We start from the raw sequence: 13,525 nt of genomic DNA on the forward strand, positions 1-13,525 counted from the left end.
ATGTAAGGCTTATCCTCTCTTACGTCGCCAGGCAGGAGAGTGTTGTGGCTTTGGGGTGCTCTCCGTCAGCGCCATCACCACACTTGCAAACTCCTTCATCACCCGACGATAAACATCGCGTTTAAACGAGACGACCTGACGAACAGGATACCAGTAGCTTACCCAGCGCCAGCCATCAAACTCAGGGGTACTGCTGGTTTGCATATTGATATCCGCATCGTTGCTGATCAATTGCAAAAGAAACCACTTCTGTTTTTGGCCGATACAAACCGGCTTTGTGTCCCAACGCACCAAACGTTTTGGTAACTTGTAACGCAACCAGCTGCGGGTCGAAGCAAGAATACGCACATCCTTACGGCTCAGCCCCACCTCTTCGAACAGCTCCCGGTACATAGCTTGCTCCGGGGACTCACCAGGGTTGATACCCCCCTGGGGAAACTGCCATGAGTGCTGACCGAAGCGCCTGGCCCACATCACCTGGCCTTGTCGATTACAGATTACGATACCCACATTTGGGCGGTAGCCATCGTCATCAATCACCGGACTACCTCAAAATAAACCTGAATTAAACGATTGTTTCACACTCGTGAGGTACGGTAAACCACTCTCTCAATACGCTATAACCGAATAACATTTGAATAACTCACAATTATCACCTGAGTTATAAACAGAATGAGGGCTCCAGCCGCGGTTTTATTCACGATTTCTGTGGATAGAGTTGTGCAGAAGTATGGAATTACCCCGGGAAAACCCAGACGACCCTGAATAATCTGTTTATCACTCAAAAAAATAATATGGGACTATTCATTAGGTTATACCACGATCTTTACGCCCGTGGGATCAATATGTGATGTGCATCACATGGCCGATCCGGCAACTGATGAAAGATCGAACAGAGTCGGTTTTATCCACAGATTGTGCCACTAAGTTAAGCACAATTTGTACGAAAATTCGATTTTGCTCGCACGTCAAGGCTGTAAATGGAAACAGTAGTGCCGCTTTTTCTCACTTATCCCACTTTTCTGTGGATAACATGGTGTAAGATCCTGTTCATTGTCAGTGACCAGATTTGGAAAACCCTGCGAGCTGTTGCGCAACAAACAGAGCACAAGGGAAAAAAACCCTAAAAATCATTGTGTTGTTCATCGCTGTGGGAAAAGATCTTACGCATTACCCCCTGTGCACTATTGCTGTTCATTTTTTAACCTGAGGTTGTTCATATGCTGCCGCTCTCCCCTTTTACTTCGCCGCCCGTTTCGGAAAGTGTCCTGCTGGAGCAGGCGCAACGGCTGGCCGGGCTCACCCTTGGCGAGCTAGGTGCGCTGGCTGGCCTGCCGGTGCCGGCAGACTTCAAGCGTGACAAGGGCTGGACCGGGGTGCTGCTGGAGCGCTGGCTGGGGGCGAGCGCGGGCAGCAAGCCTGAGCAGGATTTTGCCGCACTGGGTGTGGAGCTGAAAACCATTCCGGTGGATAGCCTGGGCTGTCCGCTGGAGACAACCTTTGTCTGCGTCGCACCGCTGACCGGCAACAGCGGCGTCACCTGGGAGAGCAGCCATGTGCGCCACAAGCTCAAGCGGGTGCTGTGGATCCCGGTAGAGGGATCGCGGGAGATCCCCATCGCCAGCCGCCGGGTTGGCTCGCCGCTGCTGTGGAGCCCCAGCGAGCGGGAAGAGCAGCAGCTGCGGATGGACTGGGAGGAGCTGATGGATCTTATCGTGCTGGGCCAGGTAGAGAGCATTACCGCTCGCCATGGCGAGGTGCTACAGCTGCGGCCCAAGGCGGCGAACAGCAAGGCGCTGACCGAGGCGGTGGGCCAGCACGGTCAGCCGATCCTCACGCTGCCGCGAGGCTTCTACCTGAAGAAGAACTTTACCCGCGCCCTGCTGGAGCGGCATTTTTTGTTGCAGGGTTATTAATTTTTTTGCCCTCTTCCGCCGCAGGCTTATAATTAGCGCTTCTTTTTTTGGCAGGACTTTACGATGTTATTTGCATGGATAACCGATCCCAACGCCTGGCTCGCGCTCGGTACGCTGACGCTGCTGGAGATTGTGCTCGGAATCGACAATATTATTTTCCTCTCTCTGGTCGTTGCTAAGCTTCCGACCGCACAGCGCAACCACGCCCGGCGTATCGGCCTGGCGGGTGCAATGCTGATGCGTCTGGCGCTGCTGGCCTCTATCTCGTGGGTAACCCGGCTGACTACGCCGCTGTTTAGCGTTTTCGATCACGCGGTCTCCGCCCGGGATCTGATCCTGCTGCTCGGCGGTCTGTTCCTGATCTGGAAAGCCAGCAAGGAGATCCACGAGTCCATCGAAGGTGAAGAGGAGGGGCTGAAAACCAACGTTCACTCTTTCCTTGGTGCCATCGTACAGATCATGATGCTGGATATTATCTTCAGCCTCGACTCGGTCATTACGGCGGTGGGTCTGTCGGATCATCTTTTCATTATGATGGCGGCGGTGGTGATCTCCGTCGGCGTGATGATGTTTGCTGCCCGCCCTATCGGCGAGTTTGTCGATCGTCACCCGTCGGTAAAAATGCTGGCCCTGTCGTTCCTGATCCTGGTCGGCTTTACGCTGATGCTGGAGAGTTTTGGCATCCACGTGCCGAAAGGCTACATCTACTTCGCCATGTTCTTCTCGATCGCCGTCGAGACCCTGAACCTGTTGCGCAACAAAAAGAATCCGCTGTAATCTCTCGCTCCCCCGCTACGGGGGAGCCATCGCTGCATTAATGGGCGAGAAATTTGATGATGACGCCTGAAGCAACGCCGGTAATCGCAATCATTGAGCCAACGATCGTCGTAACCTGCGCTCTAAGCGTGTTATGAAGCTCGGCCTTTACATCTGCAATCCTGACGTTAGTCTGTGCTATTTCTACCCTGATGGTTGAAACGTCCTCCTTTGTTGCATAGTTAGATTTAATCACGGCGACATCCGTGACCAACGACTCCACCTTCTCCTCAAGCGTTTTCACGCGTATCTCCATCTCTCCTCTCCGTTACCTGTAACGTTAATTACGTCACGGAAATATTACCATGCTATGCGTAGGGTAAACTGTGGTGAACGCAGCTATTTCGCGCTGTCTTTTAAGATTTTCCCGCTTTTTCCTTTCGTATCCATGCGTTATTACTACACTCAATACAGATTTTGGCCTTGAGAAGGAGAACAACCGTGAAAAAATGGGCAGTAGTGATTTCCGCAGTGGGTTTAGCCTGTGCAGTTTCAGGATGCAGCAGCGACTATGTGATGGCGACCAAAGATGGCCGTATGATCCTCACCGAAGGCAAGCCTGCCGTTGATGACGATACCGGGCTGGTCAGCTATCGCGATCAGCAGGGCAACGAGATGCAGATTAACCGTGATGATGTGTCGCAAATTATCGAACGTTAAGTGCTAAGGTCAGCAATCCGCTGGCCTTTTGATTTTTCTCTTCCCCTTTTGCCTCCCCTCTGCCATGTTTATATTCCTTTGTCAGGAAGCCCCTGACGTTGTTAAAAAACAAGGAAGCCGGCTATGCATTATCACCGTATCCCTCACAGCTCGCTTGAGATAAGCACGCTGGGGCTGGGCACAATGACCTTTGGTGAGCAGAACAGCGAAGCCGAGGCCCATGCACAGCTTGATTACGCCGTAGCCCAGGGTATCAACCTGATCGATGTGGCAGAGATGTACCCGGTGCCGCCGCGCCCGGAGACCCAGGGTTTAACCGAAACCTACGTCGGCAACTGGCTGGCGAAGCATGGCAGCCGTGAGAAGCTGGTTATCGCCTCCAAGGTGAGCGGCCCCAGCCGCAATAACGACAGCGGCATTCGCCAGAATCAGGTGCTGGATCGCAAAAACATCCGTGAAGCGCTGGACGCCAGCCTGAAACGTCTGCAGACCGACTATCTCGATCTCTACCAGGTTCACTGGCCGCAGCGCCCAACCAACTGCTTCGGCAAGCTGGGCTATGAGTGGGCCGAGTCCGCGCCCGGCGTGACTATTCTCGACACGCTGGAAGCGCTAACCGAGTGTCAGCGGGCGGGCAAGATCCGCTACATCGGCGTCTCCAACGAAACAGCGTTTGGCGTGATGCGCTACCTGCACCTGGCGGATAAGCACGATCTGCCGCGTATCGTCACTATCCAGAACCCCTATAGCCTGCTGAACCGCAGCTTTGAGGTCGGTCTGTCAGAGGTGAGTCAGTTTGAGGGCGTAGAGCTGCTGGCGTACTCCTGTCTGGCCTTCGGCACCCTGACGGGTAAATACCTGAACGGTGCGAAGCCCGCCGGGGCGCGCAACACGCTCTTTAGCCGCTTTACGCGCTACAGCGGCGAGCAGACGCAAAAAGCGATCGCTGCCTATGTGGATATCGCTAAACGGCATAACCTGGATGCAGCGCAGATGGCGCTGGCCTTTGTCCGTCGCCAGCCGTTCGTAGCCAGCACCCTGCTGGGAGCCACGACCATGGATCAGTTGAAGACCAACGTGGAGAGCCTGTATCTGGAGCTGAGCGAAGAGGTATTAGCGGAGATTGAGGCGGTGCACAAGGTGTACACCTACCCGGCACCGTAAGTGAATTGCCCGGCGGAATACGCCTGCCGGGCATGTTTTTTATCGACGGCGCTGCCACAGCCACAGGGCGGCGATCGCCAGCGCAAACAGCACACCAAAGCCGACCCCGACGCCGACTACCGGCGCACCCGCTTTTACCGCCAGTGAGTAGAACCCCAGCATAATCAGCATCGCCGCGTTCTCGCCCAGGTTCTGCACCGCGATAGCGTTGCCTGCCCCGACGGAGCGTTTCCCGCGCTCCTGCAGAAGCGCATTGAGCGGCACGACGAAAAATCCGCCCAGCACGCCGATGAGCACCAGCAGGCCGTAGGCAGGCAGCAATGCATGTTGTAACGAAAATAGCGTTACCACCACGCCGATGAGGATCCCGGCAGGCATGCAGCGGGCCACGCTCTCCAGGGTCACCAGCTTCGCCGCCACGCCCGCGCCGACAACAATCCCCACCGCCACCATAGCGTTAAGATAGGTTGGCGTCGCGTTATCCGTAATGCCCAGCGCCACCGGCACCCACAGCACCAGCAGGAAGCGCAGCGTTACCCCTGCGCCCCAGAACAGGCTGGTGCCCACCAGCGAGAAGCGGGTTTCGCCATTCAGCCACAGCGTTTTACAGGCGTGAAAGAAGCTCTGGGTCATCGGGGCAAAACGCCAGCTCTGACCAGGCCGTGCCGCAGGCAGTTTGGGGATCAGCAGGTTCGCTACCACCGCCCCGGCGTAGACCAGGGCGCAGACGCCGAGCGCCGCCAGCACATGCCAGTCTGCCAGCACGCCGCCCGCCACCGAACCCAGCAGGATGGCGGCAATAGTCGAGGACTCCATCAGGCCGTTGGCCTTCACCAGCTTATCGCCGGTGGTCAGCTCGCCGAGGATACCGTACTTGGCCGGAGAGTAAGCCGCCGCGCCAATGCCCACCAGCGTATAGCCAATAAAAGGATTAAGACCCACGCAGATACTCAGCGCGCCGAGTAGTTTCAGCCCGTTGGCGAACATCATCACCCGCCCCTTGGCAAAGCTGTCCGCCACCTGACCAACAAAGGGGGCGAAGAGGATGTAAGCGCCTACAAACACCATCTGCAGGATCGGCTGGCTCCAGTCGGGATAGAACTCGGCCTTGAGCAGCGCCAGGGTGGCAAATAGCAGGGCGTTATCGCCAAACGCCGAGAGGAACTGGGCGACGGTAACCGCCAGCATGCCCTTCGACAGCAGAGAATTGTTAGTGCTCACTGACTCATGCATGTTGCGCTTCCGTCTCGTCAAGTTTGCTTTTCAGGGTAACAAAATCCGGTTTGCCGCTGCCCAGCACCGGCAGCTGCTTGAGGAAACGGATATCGCGCGGCACCGCCAGCTCCGGTACGCCCTGAGCGCGCGCCTGCTGGAGCAGCATCTCGCGGGTCAGCTCGCTGTCGGTGGTAAACATCACCAGCGCCTCGCCTTTGCTGGCGTCGCTCTTGACCACCGTGGCGTGCAGTTTGTCCGGCGAGGCCAACAATGCCAACTGCTCGACCATCTCCAGCGAGATCATCTCCCCGGCGATTTTGGCGAAGCGCTTGGCCCGGCCCTGGATCTGCACAAAGCCCTGCTCGTCGAAGCGCACGATGTCGCCGGTGTCATACCAGCCGGGCTCCATCTCACCCTCGGCGTTCTCCGCCGCCGGGCGCTCAAGCACCCCAGGGTTCTCGACGCGCAGGTAGCCGGTCATGACGTTTGGCCCCTTCAGCTGTAGCCTGCCGCCCTCTTCAATGCCCGGCACCGCCATCAGGCGCGCGTCCATCCCCGGCAGAATACGCCCCACCGTGCCCGGCTTCGCTGCCATCGGCACGTTGATGGAGACCACCGGCGCGCATTCGGTCACGCCGTAGCCCTCAAGCACGCGCAGGCCAAATTTGTCCTGCCAGAGCTGGCGGGTGCTCTCCTGCAGCTTTTCCGCCCCGGCTACCACGTAGCGCAGGCGGTAGAAGTCGTAGGGGTTAGCGAAGCGGGCGTAGTGCCCAAGGAAGGTCGAGGTACCAAACAGCACGGTACAGTTACGGTCATAGACCAGCTCCGGCACGATACGGTAGTGCAGTGGGCTGGGGTAGAGAAAGACCTCTGCTCCGGTCAGCAGCGGGGTAAAGAGCCCCACGGTAAGGCCAAAGGAGTGGAACAGCGGCAGAGCCGACATAAAGCGATCCCGCGCGGTAAAGTCGGCGATAGTTCGGATCTGCTCCACGTTGGCGAGAATGCTTTTATGGCTGTGCACCACTCCTTTCGGATTGCCCTCCGAGCCAGAGGTAAAGAGCACCAGCGCGTCATCTTCCGGCTGCTGCGGCACCTGCGCCAGGCGCGGCATCAGCAGGTGGCCGAAGATCCACAGCTTATCGGCTGTAGTCACCTCACCTTTCAAATCCTCCAGGTAGATCCAACGCACCTGGGTTAGCTGCTCCGGCAGATGCCAGAGCTTGCCCTTCTCCATAAACTGGCGGGAGGTAAAGATGGTTTTGATCTGCGCGGCGGTAATGGCGCTGCCCATGCCCTTCACCCCCGCCGTGTAGTTCATCATCGCCGGAACGCGTCCCCTGGCGATGGCACCGAAGACTACCGCCGCCGCGATACCCGCGTTCGGCAGCATCAGGCCGATGGTTTCGCCCTGGGCGCTGTACTTATCCAGGATGCGCGCCACAAACAGCGTTTTGGTCAGCAGCTTGCGGTAAGTATCGGGCTTGAAATTGATATCCTCGATGCAGTTCTTGCCTGCGCCGTAGCGGTACTGCGCCGCCAGCAGGGCTTCGAACAGCGTCTCCCGCGGGCGCACGGCCATGCGCGCTTCCATCATGATCTGATGCAGCATCTCGCCCGCCAGACGGCGACGATCGCGGGCGCGGGGCGCGTCCGGCATCGGCAGCTGGGTTGGGGGCAAAATATGCAGGCTGATGCGCGGGAAGAGGCGCTGCTTCACCAGCCCCTTCAGGCGGCTAAAGAAGGTCAGCTCTGCCCCCTCAATGCGCACCGGGATCACCGTTGCCCGCGATTTAGCCGCGACAAAGGCGGCCCCGTCATAAATTTTCATCAGCGAACCGGAGACCGAGATGCGTCCCTCCGGGAAGATCACCACCGGGCGCCCGCTTTCGATCAGGCGCACCAGCTGCTTGATCGACATCGGCTTGGTGGGATCGAGGGGCACAAAGTCAATCAGGCTCGACAGGGCGCGCATGTACCAGCTTTGGCTAATTGAGGTATAGACCGCAAATACCGGGCGCACCGGTAAAAACAGCGCCAGCAGGATGCCGTCAATAAAAGAGACGTGGTTGGGGGTGATGAGTACACGTTCGCCGCGCAGCGGCTGCGTATCGCCGGTGAGCTCGACGCGGTAGAGCAGACGGACGAGGGTGCGGAAAAAGCCCAGCATCATTAACTTCCTGTTCAGTCGTTCGGGGTATGGCAAGAATTGTGGCAGATTACACGAGAAGTGTGGCGGGCAGCAAAATCGGGGCGAAAAAAAACCTGCGCATCCGCGCAGGTTGGTGCAAAAAGTGAGTACTCTATACGTACTGAAATCTCACCAATCAATACCTCTGGGATCTTGATTGTGGCCCCTCCCCCCGGTGGATGCCAGGGAACAATCGCAACAGCTCATCGCAAAGTGTAACTAAAGGTTTGAATTACCCTTTTTCTGTTTTATTTGCTGGGTAACACGGGTGTAACGGTTCCACACTGTACATGCGCTTTGGCTCACGTTTGCGCACTTCAGAAGAGCAAGAGCCTTGAACCCGCCGCGCTTTTCCGCAACACTTAATCAGGTGTAAACGTTTACCCATTAAAGAAGGTTCAGAATGGCGACCATAAAGGATGTTGCAAAGCTCGCAGGTGTCTCCGTCGCCACGGTGTCGCGCGTCATTAACAACTCTCCCAAAGCCAGCGACGCCTCACGGCAGGCGGTGCAAAGCGCCATGGCCTCACTCAACTACCATCCCAATGCCAATGCTCGCGCCCTGGCCCAGCAGTCAACGGAGACCATCGGACTGGTGGTCGGCGACGTCTCTGACCCCTTTTTTGGTGCCATGGTCAAAGCCGTGGAGCAGGTGGCCTACCATACCGGTAACTTTTTGCTGATTGGTAACGGCTACCATAATGAACAGAAGGAGCGGCGCGCTATTGAGCAGCTGATGCGCCACCGCTGTGCGGCGCTGGTAGTCCACGCCAAAAGCATTCCCAATGAAGAGTTAGCTGCGCTGATGGATCAGATGCCCGGCATGGTGCTGATCAACCGCATTCTGCCCGGCTACGAGCAACGCTGCGTGGCGCTGGACGATCGCTACGGCGCATGGCTGGCGACCCGGCATCTTATCCAGCAGGGGCATACCAAAATTGGCTACCTCTGCTCCAACCACGCTATTTCCGATGCGGAAGATCGCCTCCAGGGCTATTACGATGCGCTGCGGGAGAACGGCTTACCCTGTAACGACAGGCTGGTGACCTGGGGCGAGCCGGATGAGAGCGGCGGCGAGCAGGCGATGACCGAGCTGCTCGGGCGGGGAAGACATTTTACCGCCGTAGCCTGCTATAACGACTCGATGGCCGCCGGCGCGATGGGTGTGTTAAACGACAACGGCATTGAAGTGCCGGGCGAGATCTCGCTGATAGGCTTTGATGACGTGCTGATCTCCCGCTACGTCCGTCCGCGCTTGACCACCGTGCGCTACCCTATCGTCACGATGGCGACCCAGGCCGCAGAGCTGGCCCTGGCGCTGGCGAAAGAGCAGCCTCTGCCGGAGATCACCCATCTCTTTAGCCCGACGCTGGTGCGCCGTCACTCGGTGGGTACCCTCCAGGAGAGCTAAAGCGCGCAGCGGTAGAGGTGCACCGTGGTGGCCGGGTAGTCCAGGCCGTCACCGATGTAGTGCCAGCCAAAGCGCTCGTAAAAATCGCGGCAGGCGGAGTAGAGATGCAGCTGGGTAAAGCCCTGCTCCCGAGCGTAATCCTTCACGTGCTGCTGAAGCCTGCCCGCCAGCCCCTGCCCGCGCGCGGCCTCATCGACGTAGAGCGCCGCCAGCCACGGCCAGAGATCCTGACGGCTGATGAGATCGCAGCGCCAGAGCCCAACCGTACCCAGCAGCTTCTCCCCCTCAGTAGCGATAAAGGTAAGAGGCAGCGCCTCGGGCCGCTGGCTATGGGCGATTACGCTGGCAAAAAAGTCTCGCGACAGCGTCTCGCCAAAGGCCGCCCACAGCCAGTCGGTCACCTGATCCGCAAAGTGCGGCGCGTCGTACAGAGGCAGGATCGTCACGCTCATTGTCTTACAGCAGCTCCAGCGCCAGCAGCTCGTCGATGGTCTGCCGACGACGGATCAGCCGCGCCGCGCCGCCGTCAAACAGCACTTCCGGCAGCAGCGGACGGCTGTTGTAGTTGGAGGACATCGATGCGCCGTAGGCCCCGGTATCGTGCAGCACCAGATAGTCTCCCGGCGCTACCGCAGGCAGAGCACGGGTTTCAACTTCTCCGCCCGCCTGCTGGGTAAAGACGTCTCCGGATTCACACAGCGGACCGGCCACTACGGTATCGATAAGCGGTTCAGCGGCCAGATCGCGACCGTCTGCCGCGAGGGCGCTAATGTGGTGATAGCTGCCGTACATTGCCGGGCGCATCAGGTCGTTAAAGCCAGCGTCAATTAGCACAAAGTGACGGCTGCCCATCATTTTGACGCTGCGCACCTGAGCCACCAGCACGCCGGATTCGGCCACCAGGAAGCGTCCCGGCTCGATCTCGAGCTTCACCGGATGCCCCAGATGGGCGGCGATTTTTTCCCGGGCACTGTTCCACAGGCCAAAGTAGTGATCGGTGTCGATCGCCTCTTCCCCTTCGCGGTAAGGGATCGACAGTCCGCCCCCGGCAGAGATTGCCTCCAGATCCTGGCCGAACGCGATCACCTGGCTGACCATCGCGCCACAGACCTGCTCAAGGTGGCCGTAGTCCACGCCCGAGCCGATGTGCATATGAATGCCCACCAGCTTAAGCTGGTAGCGCTGCATAACCTCCAGCGCGGCGGGCAGATCGCTGTACCAGATCCCGTGCTTGCTGTTCTCGCCGCCGGTATTGGTTTTCTGGCTATGGCCGTGGCCGAAGCCAGGGTTAACCCGCAGCCAGACGCGGTGGCCCGGAGAGACCGCCCCCAGCTGGGCCAGCATATCCACCGAGCCGGCGTTAACCGGGATCTGTAGCTCATGCACGCGGGCCATCGTCGGCGGATCGATCAGATCGGCGGTGAAGACGATCTCATCCGCATCGCTCTGCGGCTGGTAGCCCGCCGCCAGCGCGCGTTCGATCTCGCCCAGCGATACTGAATCCACCTTGACGCCCTGCTCGCGCATCAGACGCAGAATATGAATATTGGAGCACGCCTTCTGGGCGAAACGCACCACGTCAAACTTCGCCAGTTGCGCAATCCGGCTGCGGATAATCTCGGCGTCGTAGGCCCAGACCGGGCAGCCAAATTCAGTCACCAGGCTGTGCAGGTTGGCGGCAGTGAGTGCGGTATCGGTATTGTTTAACGGGCGTGGCATGGCGAACTCCATAATGATTTTTCACTATTACGCCACAGGCCGAACGGAATAAAAAATATCGTTATGTTACGATTCTATGCATATCTGATATACCTTGCGCCGCAGGAAAACCCATGCCCGCCGTTAACCTTCGCCATATCGAAATTTTTCACGCCGTGATGACCGCCGGAAACCTGACCGAGGCCGCTCGCCTGCTGCACACCTCGCAGCCCACCGTCAGCCGGGAGCTGGCGCGCTTTGAAAAGGTGATTGGCCTGACGCTGTTTGAACGTTCGCGGGGCCGTCTGCACCCAACGGTGCAGGGCCTGCGCCTGTTTGAGGAGGTGCAGCGCTCGTGGTACGGTCTGGATCGCATCGTCAGCGCTGCCGAGAGCCTGCGGGAGTTCCGTCAGGGGGAGCTGTCTATCGTCTGCCTGCCGGTCTTCTCCCAGTCGTTTCTGCCCCTGCTGCTGCAGCCTTTTCTTGCCCGCTACCCGGAGGTGAGTCTCAACGTGGTGCCACAGGAGTCGCCATTGTTGGAGGAGTGGCTCTCTGCGCAGCGACATGACCTTGGGCTGACCGAAACCCTCAGCACGCCCGCCGGGACCGAGCGCACGCCGCTGCTGACCCTGAACGAGGTATGCGTTCTGCCCGCCGGGCATCCGCTGGCGCAGCATGAGGTGCTCACGCCGCAGGATTTTCAGGGCGAGAACTACATTAGCCTGTCGCGCTCGGACAGCTATCGCCAGCTGCTGGATGCGCTGTTCACTGAGCATCAGGTAAAACGCCGCATGGTGGTAGAGACCCATAGCGCCGCCAGCGTCTGCGCGATGGTGCGCGCCGGGGTCGGCGTGTCGGTGGTCAATCCCCTTACCGCCCTCGATTACGCCAGCAGCGGCGTGGTGGTGAGGCCCTTCAGCATCGACGTACCCTTTACCGTTAGCCTGATCCGCCCCCTGCACCGCCCCGCCTCCGCGCTGGTGGATGCCTTCTCCGCTCACTTACAGCAGGCGGTGCCGCGAATTATCGCGCCGTTAGAGGCGGTGCTGGCGGAGCGTTAATCCAGCATAAAGTCGACGACGTCGGCGGCGTGCAGCGCGGCGGTATCAAATACCGGGATTGGGCTTTGATCCTGGGAGACCAGCAGGCCAATCTCGGTGCAGCCAAAGATCACGCCTTGCGCCCCCTGGTTCGCCATCCGGGTAATCAGATCGATAAAGTATGCCCGCGACGGCTCGCTGAAGGTGCCCCGGCATAGTTCATCAAAGATGATCTGGTTAACCCTGGCGCGATCCTCCCCGTCCGGGACACAGGTCTCAATGCCGTGGGCATCACGCATTCGCCCGCGGTAGAAATCCTGCTCCATGGTGTAGCGGGTGCCCAGCAGCGCGACCAGCTGCAGGTTCTGTTTCTGGATCGCCCGGGCGGTAGCGTCGGCGATGTGCAAAAACGGCACGTTGCAGCGATCTTCGATCTGGTCGGCAACCTTATGCATGGTATTGGTGCAGAGTACGATCCCTTCCGCTCCGGCGCTTTCAAGGCCTGCGGCGGCGCTGGCGAGAATATCCCCGGCCTTATCCCAGTCACCGCTCGACTGGCAGGCCTCAATCTCATGAAAATCGACGCTGTGCAGCAGCAGGCTGGCGGAGTGCAGGCCGCCCAGCCGGGCTTTTATTCCCTCATTGATCAGACGGTAGTAGGGAATGGTCGATTCCCAGCTCATCCCGCCCAGCAGTCCTATGGTTTTCATCTTGCCTCTCTCCCCTGTTATCCGCCCGTGAAAACAAACTTGTGATCGGCTTTCCACTTATTAGGCGTCGCGTTTCTTTTTAACGCTGGCTGATATAAATTTAATGAAACATTGTTTTACTCTTAACCCATTTATTACAGGACGCTCTCATGTTTACTTTCCACCAGCAGACCCAGCTCGACGATCTGGGTAACGGCGTTACCCGGCGCATTCTGGCCCACGCGGGCAAAATGATGGCGGTAGAGGTAAATTTTAGCGAAGGCGCGGTTGGCCCACTGCATAACCACCCTCATGAACAGCTTACCTATGTTTTGTCCGGTGAGTTTGAATTTACCATCGGCGATGAGAAACATATCGTTCGCGCCGGGGATACCCTCTATAAAGAGCCGAACATCGTGCACGGCTGCGTCTGCTTAAAGGCAGGCACCCTGCTCGACACCTTTACGCCGGTACGTGAGGATTTCCTCGCAGCATATTAAGTCATTGTAGGCCCGGTAAGCGTAGCGCCACCGGGCGTTACCATGCTAACGCTGCCACGCCTGGCGGCACTGCGTTTGCCCGGCCTACGGCGAGCGCGGTGCGGTTTGCAGACGATCACAGTATCAATAAATTAAAGCCCTCCATCGCGAGGGCATTTTTATTTATAGCAAATCATTAGCGGGTTAATCATTCACTTATCCAGGCACTTACCGCTCGTGTTCACCTGA

14 protein-coding genes are annotated in these 13,525 nt (G+C 58.3%); 7 read left to right on the top strand and 7 right to left on the bottom strand.

The features are described from left to right. Positions 1-9: 9 nt before the first annotated feature. Positions 10-540, bottom strand: coding sequence for an RNA pyrophosphohydrolase (gene rppH / locus RTP97_RS09950; protein WP_312212845.1), 531 nt, complete (start codon positions 538-540; stop codon positions 10-12). Between the two features lie 680 nt (positions 541-1,220). Here rppH and mutH point away from each other — a divergent pair. Both mutH and RTP97_RS09960 read left to right on the top strand, forming a co-directional pair. Continuing rightward, positions 1,221-1,916 (top strand): DNA mismatch repair endonuclease MutH, encoded by a 696-nt coding sequence (mutH, locus tag RTP97_RS09955; RefSeq protein WP_312413139.1) that lies wholly within the window; start codon positions 1,221-1,223, stop codon positions 1,914-1,916. A 63-nt stretch (positions 1,917-1,979) separates the two neighbouring features. After that, positions 1,980-2,693, top strand: coding sequence for a TerC family protein (locus RTP97_RS09960; protein ID WP_312212849.1), 714 nt, complete (start codon positions 1,980-1,982; stop codon positions 2,691-2,693). A gap of 37 nt (positions 2,694-2,730) precedes the next feature. Here RTP97_RS09960 and RTP97_RS09965 read toward each other — a convergent pair whose 3' ends face one another. Then, complete coding sequence (locus RTP97_RS09965; protein ID WP_312413141.1) at positions 2,731-2,976, bottom strand: hypothetical protein; 246 nt, start codon at positions 2,974-2,976, stop codon at positions 2,731-2,733. A 197-nt stretch (positions 2,977-3,173) separates the two neighbouring features. Between RTP97_RS09965 and RTP97_RS09970 the strand changes: the two genes are divergently transcribed. Both RTP97_RS09970 and RTP97_RS09975 read left to right on the top strand, forming a co-directional pair. Then, on the top strand, positions 3,174-3,392 hold the full coding sequence (locus tag RTP97_RS09970; RefSeq protein ID WP_312413143.1) for a YgdI/YgdR family lipoprotein: 219 nt from the start codon (positions 3,174-3,176) through the stop codon (positions 3,390-3,392). A 123-nt stretch (positions 3,393-3,515) separates the two neighbouring features. Beyond that, entirely contained in the window at positions 3,516-4,556 is a 1,041-nt protein-coding gene (locus RTP97_RS09975; protein ID WP_312413144.1) for an NADP(H)-dependent aldo-keto reductase, read from the top strand. A gap of 39 nt (positions 4,557-4,595) precedes the next feature. Here RTP97_RS09975 and lplT read toward each other — a convergent pair whose 3' ends face one another. Together lplT and aas are read right to left on the bottom strand one after the other, a co-directional pair. Further along, positions 4,596-5,789, bottom strand: a complete 1,194-nt coding sequence (gene lplT / locus RTP97_RS09980) for a lysophospholipid transporter LplT (RefSeq protein WP_312413145.1) — start codon at positions 5,787-5,789, stop codon at positions 4,596-4,598. Then, on the bottom strand, positions 5,782-7,941 hold the full coding sequence (gene aas, locus RTP97_RS09985) for a bifunctional acyl-ACP--phospholipid O-acyltransferase/long-chain-fatty-acid--ACP ligase (protein WP_312413148.1): 2,160 nt from the start codon (positions 7,939-7,941) through the stop codon (positions 5,782-5,784). Before aas ends, lplT begins: the two co-directional genes overlap by 8 nt. A 421-nt stretch (positions 7,942-8,362) precedes the next feature. On the opposite strand from aas, the gene galR reads away from it, so the two are divergent. Then, positions 8,363-9,370 carry an HTH-type transcriptional regulator GalR gene (gene galR, locus RTP97_RS09990; protein WP_312212860.1) on the top strand — a complete coding sequence of 336 codons (1,008 nt, stop codon included), beginning with the start codon at positions 8,363-8,365 and terminating at the stop codon, positions 9,368-9,370. On the opposite strand, the gene RTP97_RS09995 is transcribed toward galR, so the two are convergent. Then, positions 9,367-9,816: a GNAT family N-acetyltransferase gene (locus RTP97_RS09995; protein ID WP_312413232.1), complete on the bottom strand. Its 450-nt coding sequence runs from the start codon at positions 9,814-9,816 to the stop codon at positions 9,367-9,369. The two genes, galR and RTP97_RS09995, sit on opposite strands and share 4 nt — an antisense overlap. A gap of 10 nt (positions 9,817-9,826) precedes the next feature. After that, on the bottom strand, positions 9,827-11,089 hold the full coding sequence (lysA, locus tag RTP97_RS10000) for a diaminopimelate decarboxylase (RefSeq protein ID WP_312413151.1): 1,263 nt from the start codon (positions 11,087-11,089) through the stop codon (positions 9,827-9,829). Between the two features lie 113 nt (positions 11,090-11,202). Between lysA and RTP97_RS10005 the strand changes: the two genes are divergently transcribed. Next, complete coding sequence (locus tag RTP97_RS10005; RefSeq protein WP_312413153.1) at positions 11,203-12,129, top strand: LysR family transcriptional regulator; 927 nt, start codon at positions 11,203-11,205, stop codon at positions 12,127-12,129. Here RTP97_RS10005 and RTP97_RS10010 read toward each other — a convergent pair. Continuing rightward, positions 12,126-12,818 (bottom strand): aspartate/glutamate racemase, encoded by a 693-nt coding sequence (locus RTP97_RS10010; RefSeq protein ID WP_312413154.1) that lies wholly within the window; start codon positions 12,816-12,818, stop codon positions 12,126-12,128. The genes RTP97_RS10005 and RTP97_RS10010 overlap by 4 nt on opposite strands. A gap of 149 nt (positions 12,819-12,967) precedes the next feature. On the opposite strand from RTP97_RS10010, the gene RTP97_RS10015 reads away from it, so the two are divergent. Further along, positions 12,968-13,297, top strand: a complete 330-nt coding sequence (locus tag RTP97_RS10015) for a cupin domain-containing protein (protein ID WP_312413156.1) — start codon at positions 12,968-12,970, stop codon at positions 13,295-13,297. Positions 13,298-13,525: the final 228 nt, after the last annotated feature.

The sequence above is a fragment of the Pseudescherichia sp. genome (genome assembly GCF_031998825.1).
Lineage (GTDB): Bacteria > Pseudomonadota > Gammaproteobacteria > Enterobacterales > Enterobacteriaceae > Pseudescherichia.

Coding starts and splice junctions, on each gene's coding strand:
- mutH (WP_312413139.1), top strand. CDS start 1,221: ATGCTGCCGCTCTCCCCTTTTACTTCGCCGCCCGTTTCGGAAAGTGTC.
- RTP97_RS09960 (WP_312212849.1), top strand. CDS start 1,980: ATGTTATTTGCATGGATAACCGATCCCAACGCCTGGCTCGCGCTCGGT.
- RTP97_RS10015 (WP_312413156.1), top strand. CDS start 12,968: ATGTTTACTTTCCACCAGCAGACCCAGCTCGACGATCTGGGTAACGGC.
- RTP97_RS10010 (WP_312413154.1), bottom strand. CDS start 12,818: ATGAAAACCATAGGACTGCTGGGCGGGATGAGCTGGGAATCGACCATT.
- aas (WP_312413148.1), bottom strand. CDS start 7,941: ATGATGCTGGGCTTTTTCCGCACCCTCGTCCGTCTGCTCTACCGCGTC.
- lysA (WP_312413151.1), bottom strand. CDS start 11,089: ATGCCACGCCCGTTAAACAATACCGATACCGCACTCACTGCCGCCAAC.
- lplT (WP_312413145.1), bottom strand. CDS start 5,789: ATGCATGAGTCAGTGAGCACTAACAATTCTCTGCTGTCGAAGGGCATG.
- RTP97_RS09975 (WP_312413144.1), top strand. CDS start 3,516: ATGCATTATCACCGTATCCCTCACAGCTCGCTTGAGATAAGCACGCTG.
- RTP97_RS10005 (WP_312413153.1), top strand. CDS start 11,203: ATGCCCGCCGTTAACCTTCGCCATATCGAAATTTTTCACGCCGTGATG.
- galR (WP_312212860.1), top strand. CDS start 8,363: ATGGCGACCATAAAGGATGTTGCAAAGCTCGCAGGTGTCTCCGTCGCC.